This is a genomic window from Cellulosimicrobium funkei (genome assembly GCF_004519295.1).
Classification (GTDB): Bacteria; Actinomycetota; Actinomycetes; order Actinomycetales; family Cellulomonadaceae; genus Cellulosimicrobium; species Cellulosimicrobium funkei.
On sequence record NZ_SOZH01000003.1, the window covers coordinates 424,570 to 442,215 of the forward strand.

The window sequence follows — 17,646 nt, forward strand, 5'->3', positions numbered from 1 at the left end:
CCTACTCCTCGTCAGGCGGATGGGCCCACTCAGTCGTCCCGGCGTGCCCGCAGGTGGAGCCCCGACCGGGTGGATCACCCGGGCGACCTGCGCCGACGCACGGAGCCGACCCCTCGAAAGTAGCGAGCCTCGGGCGATCGGGCAACGACTGGGCATGGCGCGTCGTCCGCGGCCGTACCCGGGACGTTCTCCGTCACGGCCCCGGCAGCGGACCGGGAACGACGGCGGAACGAGGGCGGGACGCGGATCGGGGGCGGCTCAGGACGCCACGAGGCGCGCCACGAGCGCGTCGCGCACCGCCGTCGTCACGCCGCACGCCCCGAGGTAGTCGTCGATGCTCCCGTGCTCGCGCACCGCGAGCTCCCACGCGCCCTCCAGGTACGCGGGCTCGACGGTGAGGACCGGCGCCAGCGCCTCGGGCGACAGCCCCGGCAGCGGGGGCACGAGCGCGGCGAGCCCCTCGGCCGCGGCCGCGCTCGCGAGGTACTCGGCCATGCGCTCCTCCTCGGGGACCCCCGCGACGTACTGCACGAGCGCCACGACCCAGCCCGTGCGGTCCTTGCCCGCCGAGCAGTGCACGACGCTCGCGCCGTCGGCCGCGGCGACGTCCGCCAGGACACGGCCGACCGTCTCCCGGATGCCCGGGTCCGTGACGAACGTCGCGTACACGCCGTGCATGAGGCGCCGCGCGACCGCGGCCGGGTCGTCGGCCGCGAGCAGGCCCGCGACGAGCGCCGCCGGGTCCGCCGAGGCGCCCGCGCCCGCTCCCCCGTCGACCAGGCCCGGCGTCGGGTCCATGCCCCGGCGCAGCACGCGCACGCCGCCCGGGACGGCGTCCGCGCCGTCGCGCGCGAGCTCGTCCCCGCCGCGCAGGTCGACGACCGTCCGCACGTCCAGGTCGACGAGCGCGGCCTGGCCCGCGGGGGTGAGCCGGGACAGGCTCGCCGTGCGCAGCAGCACGCCCGTCCGCAGCGGCGCGTCGTGACCGGCCGGTACCGCCCGACCACCCACGTCGCGCGCGTTCCACGTGCCCGGCACGTCCAGGGCGCCCGGCACGGTGCCCGGCGGGGGCAGCTCCGGAGGCGTACCGGCAGCGGTCGGGGCGGGGTCGGTCGTCTCGTCGCGGGAGGTCATGGGCGCAGTCTGGCACGGGACCGCCGGGCACGACGGCGACCGGGCCGGCACCCACGAGGGTGCCGGCCCGGTCCCGCGCGGTGCGGAGCTCAGCCGCGCAGGGCCTGCGCCGCCTCGTCCGTGGCGGCGCGGGCAGCCGCCCGCAGCGCGTCCGCGTCCGGCCCGGCGCGCAGCACCCCGCGCGACGACGACGCGAGCACCTGGCGCCGCGCGTCGCCGAACACGGCGGCGAGCTCGGCCGCGCCCGCGCCCTGGGCGCCCACGCCGGGCGCGAGGAGCGGCCCGCGCACGGCCGCGAGGTCGGTCCCCGTACGTGCCGCGGCGTCCGCGATCGTCGCGCCCACCACGAGCCCGACCGGCCCGAGCGCGTCGCCCGCGGCGACGACCGGGGCGTTCACCTGCGCCGCCTCGCGCGCGACGTGCGCCGCGACGGACTCCACGCCCGCCCCGGCGCCCCGGCGCGCGTGCTGCACCTCGGCGCCCTCGGGGTTCGACGTCAGGCACAGCACGAACAGGCCGCGCCCCGTCTCCAGCGCCGCGTCGACCGCCGGCTGCAGCGACCCGAACCCCAGGTACGGGGACACGGTCAGCGCGTCCGCCGCGAGCGGCGAGCCGTCGCGCAGGTACGCGTCGGCGTACGCGGCCATGGTCGAGCCGATGTCGCCGCGCTTGGCGTCCACGATCGTCAGCGTCCCCGCCGCGCGGGCCGCCGCGAGGACCTCCTCGAGCGCCGCGACGCCGCGCGACCCGTGGCGCTCGAAGAACGCCGACTGCGGCTTGACCGCGGCCACGCGGCCCCCGACCGCCTCGACGACCCGCAGGCCGAACTCTCGCAGCCCGGAGGCGTCGTCGGGCAGGCCCCAGTCCGCGAGCAGGCCCGGGTGCGGGTCGATGCCCACGCACAGCGGCCCGTGGTCCGCCGTCGCGGCCGCGAGGCGCGCGCCGAAGCCCGCGCTCACGCGCCCACCCGCTCCGCGGCGGGAGCGGGCAGCTCGACGCCGTCGGTCAGGCCCTCGCCCGCCATGTGCTCCTGGAGGCTCGCGACCGCGAACGGCCCCGCGAGGACCGCCTCGATGCCCTGCACCGCGGCGGCGAGCTGGTCGACCGTCGTCGCGATCGGCTTGTCGGCCGCCGTCGTGGCCGCGCGGATCTCGTAGCCGTCGGCGCGCGCGCCCTGCCCGGACGGCGTGTTGATGACCATGTCCACCTCGCCGGCCGTGATGAGGTCGACGATCGTCGGCTCGCCGTCCGCCCCGCGGCCCGCGGAGAACTTGCGCACCACGCGCGACGCGATGCCGTTGCGGCGCAGCACGCTCGACGTGCCGTCCGTCGCGAGGATCTCGAACCCGAGCTCCGCGAGGCGCTTGACCGGGAAGACGATCGAGCGCTTGTCGCGGTCCGCGACCGAGACGAACACGCGGCCCGACGTCGGCAGCCCGCCGAACGCGGCGGCCTGCGACTTGGCGAACGCGTGCGGGAAGTCGCGGTCGAAGCCCATGACCTCGCCCGTCGAGCGCATCTCGGGGCCGAGCACCGTGTCGACCACGACGCCGTCCGCGGTGCGGAAGCGCTTGAACGGCAGGACCGCCTCCTTGACCGCGATCGGCGCGTCGAGCGGGAGCGTGCCGCCGTCGCCGTCGGCGGGCAGCACGCCCGCGGCGCGCAGCTCCGCGATCGACTCGCCCGCCATGACGCGCGCCGCGGCCTTCGCGAGCGACGTGCCCGTCGCCTTCGAGACGAACGGCACCGTGCGCGACGCGCGGGGGTTGGCCTCCAGGACGTAGAGCACGTCGGAGACGAGCGCGTACTGCACGTTGAGCAGGCCGCGCACGCCGACGCCCTTCGCGATGGCCTCGGTCGAGCGGCGGATGCGCTCGATCTCCTGCTCCGACAGCGACACCGGCGGCAGGACGCACGCCGAGTCGCCCGAGTGGATGCCCGCCTCCTCGATGTGCTCCATCACGCCGCCGAGGAAGAGCTCGGTGCCGTCGTAGAGCGCGTCGACGTCGATCTCCATGGCGTCGTCCAGGAACCGGTCGATGAGCAGCGGCGCGGGCAGCGTCCCGGCCGTGCGGTCCTCCGCCGCGGCCGCCACGAGGGCGCGCTCGACGTAGCCCGTGAGCTGCTCGGCCGAGTACACGATCTCCATGCCGCGCCCGCCGAGCACGTAGGACGGGCGCACGAGCACCGGGTACCCGATGCCGGCCGCGACGTCCTTCGCCTCGTCCAGCGAGCGCGCCGTGCCGAACGCCGGGGCGGGCAGGCCCGCCTCGACGAGCACGCGTCCGAACTCGCCGCGGTCCTCGGCGGCGTCGATCGCCTCGGGGCTCGTGCCGAGGATCGGCAGGCCCGCGTCGGCGAGGCGCTGCGCGAGCGCGAGCGGGGTCTGGCCGCCGAGCTGGACGATGATGCCCTTGACCGGTCCCGCGGCGAGCTCCGCCTGGTAGACCTCGAGCACGTCCTCGAACGTCAGCGGCTCGAAGTAGAGGCGGTCGGACGTGTCGTAGTCGGTCGAGACCGTCTCCGGGTTGCAGTTGACCATGACCGTCTCGTAGCGCTCGCGCAGCGTGAGGGCCGCGTGCACGCACGAGTAGTCGAACTCGATGCCCTGGCCGATGCGGTTCGGGCCCGAGCCGAGGATGATCACGGCCTCGCGCTCGCGCGGGGCGACCTCGGTCTCCAGGTCGTACGACGAGTAGTGGTACGGCGTGCGGGCGGCGAACTCGGCCGCGCACGTGTCGACCGTCTTGTAGACGGGCCGGACGCCGAGCGCGTAGCGGACCTCGCGCACGGTCGCCTCGCCCGCCGGGCCCATGCCGCGCAGGCGCGCGACCTGCGCGTCGGACAGGCCGTGCTTCTTCGCCTCGCGCAGCACGTCCTCCGTGAGCGCGGGCGCGTCGGCGACGGCCGCCGCGACCTCGTTGACCAGCTGGATCTGGTCGAGGTACCACGGGTCGATCTTCGTGGCCTCGAACACCTGCTCCACGCTCGCCCCGGCGCGCAGCGCCTGCTGGACGCCGATGATCCGGTTCTCCGTGGGGCGCGCGATGCGCACGAGCAGCTCGTCGAGCTCCGCGCCGGAGACGGGCTCGCCGTCCCAGTGGAAGACCGAGCCGCCCTTGTCGATCGAGCGCAGCGCCTTGCCGAGCGCCTCGGTGAAGTTGCGCCCGAGCGCCATCGCCTCGCCGACCGACTTCATGGTCGTCGTGAGCGTGGGGTCCGCGGCCGGGAACTTCTCGAACGCGAACCGCGGCACCTTGACGACCACGTAGTCGAGCGTCGGCTCGAACGAGGCCGGCGTGACCTGCGTGATGTCGTTGGGGATCTCGTCGAGCGTGTAGCCGACGGCGAGCTTCGCCGCGATCTTCGCGATGGGGAACCCGGTCGCCTTGGACGCGAGCGCGGACGACCGCGAGACCCGCGGGTTCATCTCGATGACGATGACGCGGCCCGTGTCCGGGTCGACGGCGAACTGGATGTTGCAGCCGCCCGTGTCGACGCCGACCTCGCGGATGACGGCGATGCCGATGTCGCGCAGCTTCTGGTACTCGCGGTCGGTGAGCGTGAGCGCGGGCGCGACCGTGATCGAGTCGCCCGTGTGCACGCCGACGGGGTCGACGTTCTCGATCGAGCACACGACGACGACGTTGTCGTTCTTGTCGCGCATGAGCTCGAGCTCGTACTCCTTCCAGCCGAGGATCGACTCCTCGAGGAGCACCTCCGTCACCGGGGAGTAGTGCAGGCCCTGCCCGACGATGCGGCGCAGCTCGTCCTCGTCGTACGCGAAGCCCGAGCCGAGGCCGCCCATCGTGAACGACGGGCGCACGACCATCGGGTAGCCGAGGTCGTCCGCGGCCGCGATCGCCTCGTCGACCGTGTGCACGATGACCGAGCGGGCGGACTCGCCGCCGCAGACCTCGACGACGTCCTTGAACTGCTGGCGGTCCTCGCCCTTCTGGATCGCCGCGATGTTCGCGCCGATGAGCTCGACGCCGTACTCGGCGAGGACGCCGGCCTCGTCGAGCGCGATCGCCGCGTTGAGGGCCGTCTGGCCGCCGAGCGTCGGCAGCAGCGCGTCGGGGCGCTCCTTGGCGATGATCGACGTGAGGACCTCGGTGGTGATCGGCTCGACGTAGGTCGCGTCGGCGAACTCGGGGTCGGTCATGATCGTGGCGGGGTTCGAGTTCACGAGGACGACCCGCAGGCCCTCCTCCTTGAGCACGCGGCACGCCTGGGTGCCGGAGTAGTCGAACTCGCACGCCTGGCCGATGACGATCGGGCCGGACCCGATGACCAGGACGCTGGAGATGTCGGTTCTGCGAGGCACGGTCAGCTCTCCTTGGTGGTCTGCTCGACGGCGTCGGAGCCTGCGCCCGCCGCGCCGGCGGCGCGACGCGACGTCATGAGCTCGACGAAGCGGTCGAAGAGGTACGCGGCGTCGTGGGGGCCGGCCGCGGCCTCGGGGTGGTACTGGACGGAGAAGGCGGGCAGGTCGAGGCACTCGAGCCCCTCGACCACCTGGTCGTTGAGCCCGACGTGGGACACGACGACGCGCCCGTAGCGGCCGCCGTCGTGCGGGGCGACGGACTCGCCGTCGAGCGGCGCGTCGACCGCGAACCCGTGGTTGTGCGCCGTGACCTCGACCTTGCCGGTGCGGCGGTCCATGACGGGCTGGTTGATGCCGCGGTGGCCGTACGCGAGCTTGTACGTGCCGTAGCCGAGCGCACGCCCGAGGATCTGGTTGCCGAAGCAGATGCCGAAGAACGGCGTGCCGCGGTCCAGGACGCCGCGCAGCAGCTCGACCTCGTGCGTCGCGGCGCTCGGGTCGCCCGGGCCGTTGGAGAAGAACACGCCGTCGGGCGCGTACGCCTCGATGTCCGCGACCGTCGACGCGGCGGGCACCACGTGCACGCGCACGCCGCGCTGCGCGAGGCGCTGGGGCGTCATCGACTTGATGCCGAGGTCCACGGCGACGACCGTCGCGACGGGCTCGCCGTCCGGCGTCGTGCCCTCGAAGGGCTCGACGACGTACGCCGTCTCCGTGCTCACCTCGCGGGCGAGGTCGGCGCCGGCCATCGCGGGCGCCGCCTTCACCTCGGCGACGAGGTCCTCCACGGTGCGCGGGTAGCCGTCGCGCACGAGCGCGTCGCCGGAGAAGATGCCCGCGCGCATCACGCCGAGCTCGCGCAGGTGGCGCGTGAGGGCGCGCGTGTCGACGTCGCTGATGCCGACGACGCCCTGGGCCGCGAGCTCCTCGTCGAGGGTGCGCTGCGCGCGCCAGCTCGACGCGCGGCGGGCCGCGTCGCGCACGACGTACCCGGCGACCCAGATCTTGCCGGACTCCGGGTCCTCGTCGTTGACGCCCGTGTTCCCGATGTGGGGGGCCGTCATGACGACGATCTGCCGGTGGTAGGAGGGGTCGGTGAGGGTCTCCTGGTAGCCGGTCATGCCGGTGTTGAAGACGATCTCGCCGACGGTCGTGCCGCGCGCGCCGTACGCGCGACCGGCCTGCACCGTGCCGTCCTCGAGGACGATCAGGGCCCGGTCGGGGGCGGGTGCGCCGGTCACCGAGGTGACTGCGGTCGGTGAGCTCACTGCGTTCGCTGAGGCGGTCAAGGTGCTTCCTCGTCGTTCTCGTCGGTGCCGGGTGCCGCGCTCTCGCGCGTCGGCGCCGGGCCGTCCTGGTCGGTGGGTGCGTCGTCGGTGGCGCTGCTCGGCGCCCCGGTTCGTCGTTCGCGGGTACCGTCGGCGCCCGGGCTCCGGGGTCGGCCGGCGAGGTCGCGCACGGCCTCCAGGAGACGCGGGACGTCGTGGTCGTGGCGCGGCATCAGCCCGGTGTCCAACCGGACCTCAGGGTGCGCCGGCGCCTCGGGCGCGTCGGCCGGGACCGGCTCTGCCGGGACGGACCACGTCACCACGACGATGGCCTCCTTCCCGACGAACTTCCCCGCCATGCCCGGGGTGAGCGCCACGTCCTCGACGGCCGCCGCGGGGACCCACACGTCGTCGGCGCCGCGGCGCGCGACGTGCAGGCCGCCGTCGTGCACGGTGACCTGGGCCTGCGCCCGGTCGCCGAGCCCGTGGGCGCCGACGCGCGCGAGCCAGTCGCCCGCGAGCGTGCTCGACACGTACAGCGCGTCGAGCGGGCCGAGCACGACGCCGCCGCGCGCGGCCTCCGCCGGCACGGCGGGCGGCGTCGGGACGAAGCCGGCGGAGCGGCGCACGAGCCGGCGGCGGCCGACGAGCACGAGCGTCAGCAGGACGACACCGAGCACGATCCAGATCCCGGCCGCGACGGGCTGCGGCAGGTTCACGCCCCCACCCCCCGACCGGCCGCGACCGCCTCGACGGGCGCGCCGTCGAGCACGGTGGCCCGGCCCCGCAGGAACGTCGCGACGACCGCACCGGGCAGCTCGCGGCCCTGGAAGGGCGTGTTGGTGCTCGCGGTGGCCTGCCCGGCCCCGTCGACCACGCGCCGCGCGGCCGGGTCGACGAGCGTGACGTTGGCAGGCTCGCCGACCTCGAGCGGGCGGCCCTGGGCGCGCTCCCCCGTGTCGATGCGGCCGATGCGCGCGGGCGCGCTCGACAGCACGCGCGCGACGTCGGCCCACGTCATGCGGCCCGTGTCGACCATGGTCTGCTGCACGACGCTCAGCGCCGTCTCGAGGCCCGTCATGCCGAACGCGGCCGCGGCCCACTCGCAGTCCTTGTCCTCGCGCGCGTGCGGCGCGTGGTCGGTCGCGACGATGTCGATCGTGCCGTCCGCGAGACCCTCGCGCACCGCCTCGACGTCCGCGGCCGTGCGCAGCGGCGGGTTGACCTTGAAGGTCGGGTCGTAGCCGCGCGCCAGGTCGTCGGTGAGGACGAGGTGGTGCGGCGTGACCTCGGCCGTGACGTCGATCCCGCGGCCCTTGGCCCAGCGGACGATCTCGACCGAGCCGGCGGTCGACAGGTGGCACACGTGCAGGCGCGAGCCCACGTGCTCCGCGAGGAGCACGTCGCGCGCGATGATCGCCTCCTCCGCGACCGCGGGCCAGCCCGCGAGGCCGAGCTCGGCCGACACGACGCCCTCGTTCATCTGGGCGCCCTCGGTGAGGCGCGGCTCCTGCGCGTGCTGGGCGACGACGCCGTCGAACGCCTTGACGTACTCGAGGGCGCGGCGCATGAGGATCGGGTCGTCGACGCACTTCCCGTCGTCCGAGAACACCCGCACGCGGGCCGCGGAGTCGGCCATCGCGCCGAGCTCGGCGAGCTGCTCGCCCGCGAGCCCGACGGAGACGGCGCCCACCGGGTGCACGTCGACCCAGCCCGCGTCGCGCCCGAGGCGCCACACCTGCTCGACGACGCCCGCCGTGTCCGCGACCGGGGTCGTGTTGGCCATCGCGTGCACGGCCGTGAAGCCGCCCGCCGCCGCGGCGCGGGTGCCGGACGCGATCGTCTCGGCATCCTCGCGCCCCGGCTCGCGCAGGTGGGTGTGCAGGTCGACCAGCCCGGGCAGGGCGACGAGGCCCGTCGCGTCGACGACGACCGTGCCGTCGTCGTCCGCCGCGCGCGCTGCGCCGACGGGAGCGAGCTCGGCGACCACACCGTCCGCGAGGACGAGGTCGACGGGGTCGCCGCCGAGCGGGCGCGCGCCGCGCAGGACGTACGTGGTGGTTGCGGCGCTGCTCACGAGGCGGAGACCCTTTCGACGGCGGGGACGGGCTGGGCGGAGGGCAGGGGCGCGGCCGACGCCGCGGCGTCGGCCTCGTCGCTGCCCGCGAGGAGGAGGTAGAGCACGGCCATGCGCACGGCGACGCCGTTCGCGACCTGCTCCACGATCACCGCGCGCGGCGAGTCCGCCGCCTGCGCGGAGATCTCGAGGCCGCGGTTCATGGGGCCGGGGTGCAGGACGACGGCGTGCTCGGCGAGGAGCCCGAGGCGCCGAGCGTCGAGCCCGTACTTGCGGCTGTACTCGAGCGGGTTCGGGAAGAAGGCCCCGCCCCCCGCGCCGGCGCCGCTCATGCGCTCGCGCTGGACGCGCAGCATCATCACGGCGTCGGGGCCGCCGTGCGCCGTGTCTCCAGCGAGGGCCGCGTCCAGGTCGTAGGAGACCTCGCACGGCCACGTCTGGACGCCGACCGGCAGGAGCGTGGGCGGCGCGACGAGCGTCACGCGGGCCCCGAGCGTGTGCAGCAGGTGGACGTTCGAGCGCGCGACCCGCGAGTGCAGCACGTCGCCGACGATCGCGACGTGGCGCCCGTCGAGGCCCGCGCCGCGCGCCGCGGCGTCGTCGGGACCGCTCGCCCCCGGCGACGTCAGTCCCGTCCCGGTGAGGTGGCGGCGCAGCGTGTACGCGTCGAGGAGCGCCTGCGTCGGGTGCTGGTGCATGCCGTCGCCCGCGTTGACCACGGCCGCGTCGAGCCAGCCCGCATGCGCGAGCAGGTGCGGGGCGCCCGACGCCTGGTGCCGCACGACGACCGCGTCCGCGCCCATCGCCTGGAGCGTCAGCGCGGTGTCCTTGAGCGACTCGCCCTTGGACACGCTCGACCCCTTGGCCGAGAAGTTGATGACGTCCGCGGACAGCCGCTTCGCGGCGGTCTCGAAGGAGATGCGCGTGCGGGTGGAGTCCTCGTAGAAGAGGTTGACGACCGTGCGACCGCGCAGCGTCGGGAGCTTCTTGATCTCGCGGGACTGCGTCGCGGCCATCTGGGCGGACGTGTCGAGGATGCGGATCGCGTCGGCACGCCCGAGGTCCTGGGTCGAGAGCAGGTGCCTCATGCGCGGGCCTCCCCGTCCTCGGAGGAGCCCGGCTGCGCAGCAGCGGGCCGGATGACCACCGCGTCGGCGGACGCGTCGCCCGCCGCGGGAGCGCCGTCGATCTCGGCGAGGCGCACGCTCACGCGCTCGGACGTCGACGTGGGCAGGTTCTTGCCCACGAAGTCGGGGCGGATCGGCAGCTCCCGGTGGCCGCGGTCGACGAGCGCCGCGAGCTGCACCGCGCGCGGGCGGCCGAGGTCGCTGATCGCGTCGAGCGCGGCCCGGATCGTGCGGCCGGAGTACAGGACGTCGTCGACGAGGACCACGACCTTGCCGTCGATCCCCGACGCGGGAAGGCGCGTCGCGCCGATCGTGCGCGTCGGGTGGCGGTGCAGGTCGTCGCGGTACATCGTCACGTCGAGCTCGCCGACGATCGCGTGCGGGTCGGGCGCGCCGTCTGCCTCGATCGCGGCGAGGCGCTCGGCGAGCCGGGCCGCGAGCGGGACGCCGCGCGTCGGGATGCCGAGGAGGACGAGGTCGTGGGCTCCCTTGTTGCGCTCCACGATCTCGTGGGCGATGCGCGTCAGCGCGCGGGAGATGTCCGCCGCCGTGAGGACGACGGTCCCGGCGGTCGGCCCCGTCTCGGGGTCGGACCCCGGCCGAGGTACGGATGGTGTGGGCACAGCAGCGCCAGAGCTCATGTCCGGCGACCTCCTTCCCCGCCTCACAGGACGGGCCTTAAAGGATGTCTGACGGTCACCCACCCTACCGCCGGTGGTCCGGCGGCCGGGTGCGCGTCCCGCCCGGTGGGACGCGGCGTCGGTCACACCCGTGACCGACGCCGCGCGAGGCGTCGTCCCGGCCGGGGCCGGGCGCCGCGGTCAGGCCGTGATCGTCGGCTTCATCTCGACGATGCGCGCGAGCAGCCCGTTGACGAACGACGGCGAGTCGTCGGTCGACAGGGAGCGCGCGAGGTCGACGGCCTCGTCGATCGCGACGACGTCGGGGACGTCGTCGTTGAAGAGGATCTCCCAGCCGCCGATGCGCAGCAGCGCCCGGTCGACGGCGGGCATGCGCTCGAGCGTCCACCCGTGGGAGTACGTCTCGAGCAGCTCGTCGATGCGCTCGCGGTGGGCGAGCACACCCTCGACGATGTCGACCGCGTACTGCGGCAGCGCGGTCTGCGCCGTCCCGGGGTCGGCGACGCGCTCCGCGAGGAGGGTCGTCGGGTCCACGTGACGCTGCTCCGCCTCGAAGAGGACGTCGAGCGCGCGCTTGCGCGCCTTGGTGCGTGCGGCCATGTCAGTCCGTCGTCTGTCCGTCGGTGCCGGCGGTCAGTCGTTCACGCGGCCGAGGTACGACCCGTCACGCGTGTCGACCTTGACCTTGGTGCCCTGCTCGAGGAAGAGCGGGACCTGGATCTGCGCGCCCGTCTCGAGCGTCGCGGGCTTGGTGCCGCCCGTCGAGCGGTCGCCCTGCAGGCCCGGCTCGGTGTACGTGATCTCGAGGACGACCGAGGCGGGCAGCTCGATGTAGAGCGGCTGGCCGTCGTTCGACGCGATGAGCACGTTCTGGTTCTCGAGCATGTAGTCCTTGGCGTCGCCCACGATCTCGGCACCCACCGTGATCTGGTCGTACGTCGAGGTGTCCATGAACACGTAGTCCGCGCCGTCCTGGTACAGGTACTGGAAGTCACGGCGGTCGACGTTGGCGGTCTCGATCTTGAGGCCGGCGTTGAACGTCTTGTCGATCGTCTTGCCCGTCATGACGTTCTTGATCTTGGTGCGGACGAACGCGCCACCCTTGCCGGGCTTGACGTGCTGGAACTCGATCACGGTCCACAGCTGGCCGTCGAGTCGCAGCACGGTGCCGTTCTTGATGTCGTTGGTGGTCGCCACGTTCGTCTTCCTGTCGGAGGGTCAGCGGTCCCGTCGACGCGCTGCCGCGTGCCGGGACGGCACGACGGGGCCACGAGAGCGGGATGCGGAAATGGGCCTTGACGATCTTACCGGAGCGCGGCGAGGACCGCGTTCGCCACGACGCCCAGGGTCGCCGCCCAGCACATCGAGGCGAGCGTCCCGATGACGAAGCGCTCCGACGCGACGGGGTGCTCGCGCAGCTCGGGGTAGCGGCCGAGGCCCTTGATCGCGACGACGAAGGCGATGCCGCCCGGCTCGCCCGCGAGGAGGCAGCCCGTGATCGCGAACCGCTCGAGGATCCCGATCCACGTCCCGCCGCGCAGGGCCTTGACGGCCTCCGTCCCGATCGGCCCCGTCGTCGGAGGGGGCGGCGGGGGCACCGGGACGGCCGCCGGGTCCGCCGGGGCACCGCGCCGCGGCCGGCCGGCGCGACCCGGGGCGGCGGAGCCGCCCGCGCGCGCCGCCGCGCGCAGGACCCCCTGGGTCACGGGGCCGCCGCCGAGGACGCTCGCGGCGAGCGCGACCACCCAGACGAGCACCACGAGCACGACCGTCACCGGGTCCGTCACGCCTTCTCCTCCTGCCGGTCCACCGGCGGCCCCTCGTGGAGCTCGCCCAGCAGCCTCGCGACCACGGGCCGCGCCGCCGCCTCCTCGGGCCACAGCGCGGTGCGCAGCCGCTGGCTGACCGCCTGCTCGGACACGCCGAGCGCGCGAGCCACATCCTTCTGGGTACCACCCACACGCGCCAGCGCGTCGACGGCCTCCCACCCGGGCGCGGTGCGCCGGTCCACGACCGCCGCGAGGAGGCGCAGGAGCGCCTCGACCTCCGCGGCGCGCGCCGCGGGCTCCCCACGGACGGCCACGGGCGCGGTCGCCGCGCGCGACTTCGCCTGCTCGACCGCCTCGCGGGCGCGCACGAACGCCGTGCCCGACGCCTCGCGCGAGACCGCGGGCAGCGGCTCGTCGACCGGCCCGACGCCGAGGCCGACGCTCCAGCCGCCGTCGCGCAGGAGGTCGAGCACGACCTCGACGACGGCCTCCGGGTCGTCGAGGACGCCCTGGACCTCGTCGCCGACCGTTCGGGCGAACGGGACGACGACGCCGCCGCGGCCCGCCAGCATCTCGTCGAGCCGCGCGAGCACCTCGGGGACGCGGTCGGGACGACCGGTGCTCCCCCGCTGGTCGACGGTCAGCACGTACATGACATCAAGGCTAGACCCTTGTTCGTCGACCATCAAGCCCCCAGGCTTGATCAGGGCAGATCAAGCCCGGGTCCCGCGCAGGCGCGCGGCGACGGCCTCGAGCGCGAGCCGGTAGGAGTCGAAGCCGAAGCCCGCGACCGTGCCGGTCGCGACCGCCCCCACGACGGAGTGGCTGCGGAACGCCTCGCGCGCCGCCGGGTTGCTGAGGTGGACCTCGACCAGCAGCAGGCCGGACGTCGTGACCTGCGCGGCGGCGTCGCGCACCGCGTACGAGTAGTGCGTGAACGCGGCCGGGTTGAGCACCACGTGGGCCCGCGCGTCGACGGCCTCGTGCAGCCAGCCGACGAGCTCGGACTCGTCGTCGGTCTGCCGCACGTCGACGGCGAGGTCGAGCGCGCTCCCCCACGTCGTCGCCGACTCGCGGAGGTCCGCCATCGAGGCCGAGCCGTAGATCTCCGGCTCGCGCACGCCGAGCCGGCCGAGGTTGGGTCCGTTGAGGACGAGCACGCGTTCCATGGCGCCCGAGCCTAGCCGTGCCGGAGCGAGCGACGGCGACACGTCCGGGGCCGCTCCCGACGGGCGACGGACCACGGCCTCGGGCAGGCTGGCGGGGTGACCTTCAGCGCTGCCCGTCCCCGACCTCCGGCACGGCACCCGCACCTGCGCTCCGCGCCCGTCCCCGCATCGTCCGGCGCGCGTCCGCGGACAGCAGCATGAGCGCGACGCGCTACCTCGACGCCCCGTTCGCGGCGCTCGCGCACCGCGGCTTCTCGCGCGACGGTCTCGAGAACTCGATGGCGGCGTTCGCGGCGGCCCGCGAGCTGGGGCTCCGGTACGTCGAGACGGACGCGCACGCGACGTCGGACGGCGTCGCGGTGGCGCTCCACGACGCCTCGCTGGACCGGACGACCGACGCGCGCGGCCTGGTCGCCGACCTCCCGTGGCGCACGGTGCGCACCGCCCGGATCGGCGGCCGGGAGCCGGTGCCGTCGCTGGAGGACGTCCTCGGGACGTGGCCGGACCTCCGCGTGAACGTCGACGTCAAGTCGGCCGCGGCGGCCGAGCCCGTCGCGCGCGCGATCGAGCGCACGCGCGCGCACGACCGCGTGTGCGTCGCGTCGTTCGCCGCGTCGCGGCGGGAGGCGACCGTGGCGCGGCTCTCGCGCCCCGTGACCGTGTCCGGCGCGCGAGGCGCGGTGGTGGGCATGCTGCTCGCAGGGCGGGCGCGCGCGGACGCGCTCGCCCGCCTCGCGGCCCGCTCGGTCGACTGCCTCCAGGTCCCAGTGCGCGAGGGCTGGGTCCGGGTCGTGGACTCGGCGTTCGTGCGGGCCGCGCACCGGGCCGGCGTCGCGGTGCACGCCTGGACGGTCAACGACGCGCCGACGATGCACCGGCTGCTCGACCTCGGGGTCGACGGCATCGTCACCGACCGCTCGGACGTGCTGCGCGACGTGCTCCGCGGACGAGGGCTCTGGGCCTGACCCTGCCGGGGATCCGTCAGAGGGCGATCGGCCCGCGGCCCACCGGGGCGTCCGCCGCGATCTCGGCGTAGGCCGCGGCGAGGAGCGTCGGGTCCGGGCCCTCGAGGCGCGTCGGGCGGGCGACGTCGTCGAGCACCACGAAGCGCAGGAGGTCGCCGCGCGACTTCTTGTCGCGGCGCATGGCGGACAGCAGCTGCTCCCACCGGTCGCCCCGGTAGGTGAGGGGCAGCCCGAGCGAGCCAAGGATCGCGCGGTGGCGGTCGACGACGGCGTCGTCCAGCTTCCCGGCGAGGCGCGAGAGCTCGGCGGCGAACACCATGCCGACGGAGACGGCCGCTCCGTGGCGCCACTGGTAGCGCTCGGTGAGCTCGACGGCGTGGCCCAGCGTGTGGCCGTAGTTGAGGATCTCGCGCAGCCCGGCCTCCTTGAGGTCCTCCCCCACGACGCGCGCCTTGACCGCGACCGAGCGCTCGACGAGCTCGGCGACGACGGCCCAGGTCTCGTCCGTCGTCGGCCGGGTGCCCCACGCGGCGAGCGCGTCGGCGTGCGCCTCGACGAGCTCGAGGATGCGCTCGTCCGCGATGAACCCCGTCTTGACGACCTCCGCGAGCCCCGCGACGAAGTCCCAGCGCCCGAGCGACTCCAGGGCCGCGAGGTCGCACAGGACGCCGGCCGGCGGGTGGAACGCGCCGACGAGGTTCTTGCCCTCGGCGGTGTTGATGCCGGTCTTGCCCCCGACCGCGGCGTCGACCATCGCGAGGAGCGTCGTCGGCACGTGCACCACGCGGATGCCGCGCAGCCAGGTCGCGGCGACGAAGCCGCCGAGGTCCGTCGTCGCGCCGCCGCCGACCGTGACGACCGCGTCCGTGCGCGTGAAGTCCAGCTGCCCGAGCACGCCCCACAGGAATGCGGCGACCTGAGCGGTCTTGGCCTCCTCGGCGTCCGGCACCTCCGCGACGTACGCCTCGTAGCCCGACGCCTTGAGGTCCTCGTGGACGACCTCGGCCGTCGCGGCGAGGGCCGCGGGGTGCACGACGAGCACCCGGCGCACCGAGCCGCCGAGCATCGCGGGCAGCTCGCCGAGCAGGTGGCGCCCCACGACGACGTCGTACGGCTGCTCGCCCGCGACCCGCACGCGCGTCGGCGCGGCGGCGGCCGGGTCCTGGGCGGGGGTGGTGGCGTCGGGGGTCACGCGTTCTCCTGTTCGACCGGGGTGCCGGCGGGGTCGGCCGGCGCGGGTGCGGGCGTCGTGCGCCCCGGGGTGCCGGGCGCGACGTCGCCCGCGAGGTGCCCGCGGATCTCGCGCGCGACCTGGGCGGGCGTGCGCGCGTCGGTGACGACGTGCAGCGTCGAGACCCGCTCGTAGACGGGGCGACGCGCCTCCATGAGGGCGGCCCAGCGCGCCCGCGGGTTGCCGAGCAGGAGCGGGCGCGCCTGGTTGAGGCCGACGCGCGGCGCGGCGTGCGCGAGGCTCACGTCGAGGAACACGACCGTCCCGCCCGCGGCGACGTACGCCGCGAGCGCGGTCTGCGTGTGCTCGTCGAGCACCGCGCCGCCGCCCAGGGCGAGGACGCCGTCGTGCGTGGCGAGCGCGGTCGTCACCGCCTCGCGCTCGAGCTCGCGGAAGTGCGGCTCGCCGTGGTCGACGAAGATGTCCGCGACCGGCTTCCCGGCCGTGGTCTCGACGTCGACGTCCGTGTCGCGCTGCGCGAGGCCGAGCAGCTCGGCCAGGTGGCGCGCGACGGTCGACTTCCCGCTGCCGGGCGGGCCGACCAGCACGACGACCGGGCGGGTCCCCGGGGCGACGGGCGTCATCAGCGCTGCAGCTCGGGGATCGCGGCGAGGTACGCCTCGGCGTTCCGGCGGACCTCCGCGACGGAGTCGCCGCCGAACTTCTCGAGCGCCTGCTCGGCGAGCACGAGCGCGACCATCGCCTCGGCGACGACCGCCGCGGGCGGGACCGCGCACACGTCGGAGCGCTGGTGCTGGGCCTTGGCGACGTCGCCGGTGACGACGTCGACCGTCGCGAGCGCGCGCGGCACCGTCGAGATCGGCTTCATGGCGGCGCGCACGCGCACCACCTCGCCGTTCGACATGCCGCCCTCGACGCCGCCGGCACGGTTGCTGCGACGGTGGATGCGGCCGTCGGCGCCGCGCTCGATCTCGTCGTGCGCGGCGGACCCGCGGCGGTGCGCGGTGCGGAAGCCGTCGCCGACCTCGACGCCCTTGATCGCCTGGATACCCATCAGGACGGCGGCGAGGCGCGCGTCGAGGCGACGGTCGCTCTGCGCGTAGGTGCCCAGGCCGGAGGGGACCCCGTACGCGAGCACCTCGACGACGCCGCCGAGGGTGTCGCCCGCCTTCTGGCACTCGTCGATCTCCGCGACCATGGCCGCGGAGGCGTCCGGGTCGAAGCAGCGCACCGGGTCCGCGTCGAGCGCCGTGACGTCGTCGGGGCCGGGCACCGGCGCGTCCTCGGGGACCTCGACCGGCCCGATGGCGACGACGTGCGACACGAGCCGGACGCCGAGCGCCTGCTCGAGGAACTTCGCCGCGGCCGTGCCGAGCGCGACGCGCGTCGCCGTCTCGCGTGCCGAGGCGCGCTCGAGCACGGGGCGTGCGTCCTCGAAGCCGTACTTGCGCATGCCGACGAGGTCGGCGTGCCCCGGGCGGGGCCGGGTGAGCGGGCGGTTGCGCGCGATCTCCCGGACGTCGCCCGTCCCGGCGTCGACGAGCAGGGCCTCGGGCGGCACCGGGTCCGACGACATGACGTCGACCCACTTGGGCCACTCGGAGTTCGCGATCTCGATGGCCAGCGGCCCGCCCTGGGTCACGCCGTGGCGCAGGCCGCCGAGGACGCGCAGCTCGTCCTGCTCGAACTTCTGCCGCGAACCGCGGCCGTACCCGAGGCGGCGGCGCGCGAGCGCGGCGCGCACGTCGTCCGTCGTGAGCTCGACGCCCGCGGGCAGCCCGTCGAGGATCCCGACCAGCGCCTCGCCGTGCGACTCACCCGATGTCAACCAACGCAGCATGATCGCCATCCTCCCACGTCGGCGCGCCCGTCCCGGCGGGCGCCCGCAGTACGGACCGACGGCGGTCGAGGGCTGCTGAGGTGACGCCGCGGCCCGCGCCGTGCCCGCCGACGCGGCGGTCTGTGGACGACGACGTC

At 75.1% G+C, this 17,646-nt stretch carries 17 protein-coding genes; 1 reads left to right on the forward strand and 16 read right to left on the reverse strand.

The features are described 5' to 3' along the window. Positions 1–258 precede the first annotated feature (258 nt). The 13 genes from E1O70_RS04980 to E1O70_RS05040 all read right to left on the reverse strand — a co-directional run bounded on the left by E1O70_RS04980 (position 259) and on the right by E1O70_RS05040 (position 13,512). Complete coding sequence (locus tag E1O70_RS04980) at positions 259–1,134, reverse strand: tyrosine-protein phosphatase (RefSeq protein WP_061267287.1); 876 nt, start codon at positions 1,132–1,134, stop codon at positions 259–261. A gap of 89 nt (positions 1,135–1,223) precedes the next feature. Beyond that, the gene (gene pyrF, locus E1O70_RS04985; protein ID WP_061267286.1) at positions 1,224–2,093 is read right to left on the reverse strand and encodes an orotidine-5'-phosphate decarboxylase; all 870 of its coding nucleotides are present in this window, start codon (positions 2,091–2,093) and stop codon (positions 1,224–1,226) included. After that, the gene (carB, locus tag E1O70_RS04990; protein WP_061267285.1) at positions 2,090–5,461 is read right to left on the reverse strand and encodes a carbamoyl-phosphate synthase large subunit; all 3,372 of its coding nucleotides are present in this window, start codon (positions 5,459–5,461) and stop codon (positions 2,090–2,092) included. The genes pyrF and carB overlap by 4 nt, the downstream gene beginning before the upstream one ends. 2 nt (positions 5,462–5,463) lie before the next feature. Continuing rightward, the gene (carA, locus tag E1O70_RS04995) at positions 5,464–6,702 is read right to left on the reverse strand and encodes a glutamine-hydrolyzing carbamoyl-phosphate synthase small subunit (protein ID WP_074806318.1); all 1,239 of its coding nucleotides are present in this window, start codon (positions 6,700–6,702) and stop codon (positions 5,464–5,466) included. Between the two features lie 44 nt (positions 6,703–6,746). Further along, positions 6,747–7,448 carry a PH-like domain-containing protein gene (locus E1O70_RS05000; protein ID WP_061267284.1) on the reverse strand — a complete coding sequence of 234 codons (702 nt, stop codon included), beginning with the start codon at positions 7,446–7,448 and terminating at the stop codon, positions 6,747–6,749. Then, complete coding sequence (locus E1O70_RS05005) at positions 7,445–8,806, reverse strand: dihydroorotase (RefSeq protein WP_051028381.1); 1,362 nt, start codon at positions 8,804–8,806, stop codon at positions 7,445–7,447. The genes E1O70_RS05000 and E1O70_RS05005 overlap by 4 nt, the downstream gene beginning before the upstream one ends. After that, positions 8,803–9,894: an aspartate carbamoyltransferase catalytic subunit gene (locus E1O70_RS05010; protein WP_061267283.1), complete on the reverse strand. Its 1,092-nt coding sequence runs from the start codon at positions 9,892–9,894 to the stop codon at positions 8,803–8,805. The genes E1O70_RS05005 and E1O70_RS05010 overlap by 4 nt, the downstream gene beginning before the upstream one ends. Next, on the reverse strand, positions 9,891–10,574 hold the full coding sequence (pyrR, locus tag E1O70_RS05015) for a bifunctional pyr operon transcriptional regulator/uracil phosphoribosyltransferase PyrR (protein ID WP_061267282.1): 684 nt from the start codon (positions 10,572–10,574) through the stop codon (positions 9,891–9,893). Before pyrR ends, E1O70_RS05010 begins: the two co-directional genes overlap by 4 nt. Positions 10,575–10,754: 180 nt before the next feature. Continuing rightward, entirely contained in the window at positions 10,755–11,174 is a 420-nt protein-coding gene (nusB, locus tag E1O70_RS05020; RefSeq protein ID WP_021482611.1) for a transcription antitermination factor NusB, read from the reverse strand. A 33-nt stretch (positions 11,175–11,207) separates the two neighbouring features. Beyond that, entirely contained in the window at positions 11,208–11,771 is a 564-nt protein-coding gene (gene efp / locus E1O70_RS05025) for an elongation factor P (protein ID WP_021482610.1), read from the reverse strand. 107 nt (positions 11,772–11,878) lie between these two features. Further along, positions 11,879–12,361 (reverse strand): hypothetical protein, encoded by a 483-nt coding sequence (locus E1O70_RS05030; RefSeq protein ID WP_206153989.1) that lies wholly within the window; start codon positions 12,359–12,361, stop codon positions 11,879–11,881. Next, positions 12,358–12,996 (reverse strand): hypothetical protein, encoded by a 639-nt coding sequence (locus E1O70_RS05035; protein WP_061267281.1) that lies wholly within the window; start codon positions 12,994–12,996, stop codon positions 12,358–12,360. Before E1O70_RS05035 ends, E1O70_RS05030 begins: the two co-directional genes overlap by 4 nt. A gap of 60 nt (positions 12,997–13,056) precedes the next feature. Beyond that, positions 13,057–13,512 (reverse strand): type II 3-dehydroquinate dehydratase, encoded by a 456-nt coding sequence (locus tag E1O70_RS05040; RefSeq protein WP_061267280.1) that lies wholly within the window; start codon positions 13,510–13,512, stop codon positions 13,057–13,059. 197 nt (positions 13,513–13,709) lie between these two features. On the opposite strand from E1O70_RS05040, the gene E1O70_RS05045 reads away from it, so the two are divergent. Beyond that, positions 13,710–14,477, forward strand: a complete 768-nt coding sequence (locus E1O70_RS05045) for a glycerophosphodiester phosphodiesterase family protein (RefSeq protein WP_061267279.1) — start codon at positions 13,710–13,712, stop codon at positions 14,475–14,477. 16 nt (positions 14,478–14,493) lie between these two features. Here E1O70_RS05045 and aroB read toward each other — a convergent pair whose 3' ends face one another. The 3 genes from aroB to aroC are packed head-to-tail and all read right to left on the reverse strand — an operon-like array spanning position 14,494 to position 17,509. Further along, on the reverse strand, positions 14,494–15,669 hold the full coding sequence (aroB, locus tag E1O70_RS05050) for a 3-dehydroquinate synthase (protein WP_061267278.1): 1,176 nt from the start codon (positions 15,667–15,669) through the stop codon (positions 14,494–14,496). Further along, on the reverse strand, positions 15,666–16,292 hold the full coding sequence (locus tag E1O70_RS05055; protein WP_061267277.1) for a shikimate kinase: 627 nt from the start codon (positions 16,290–16,292) through the stop codon (positions 15,666–15,668). Before E1O70_RS05055 ends, aroB begins: the two co-directional genes overlap by 4 nt. Further along, positions 16,292–17,509, reverse strand: a complete 1,218-nt coding sequence (aroC, locus tag E1O70_RS05060) for a chorismate synthase (RefSeq protein ID WP_061267325.1) — start codon at positions 17,507–17,509, stop codon at positions 16,292–16,294. The genes E1O70_RS05055 and aroC overlap by 1 nt, the downstream gene beginning before the upstream one ends. Positions 17,510–17,646: the final 137 nt, after the last annotated feature.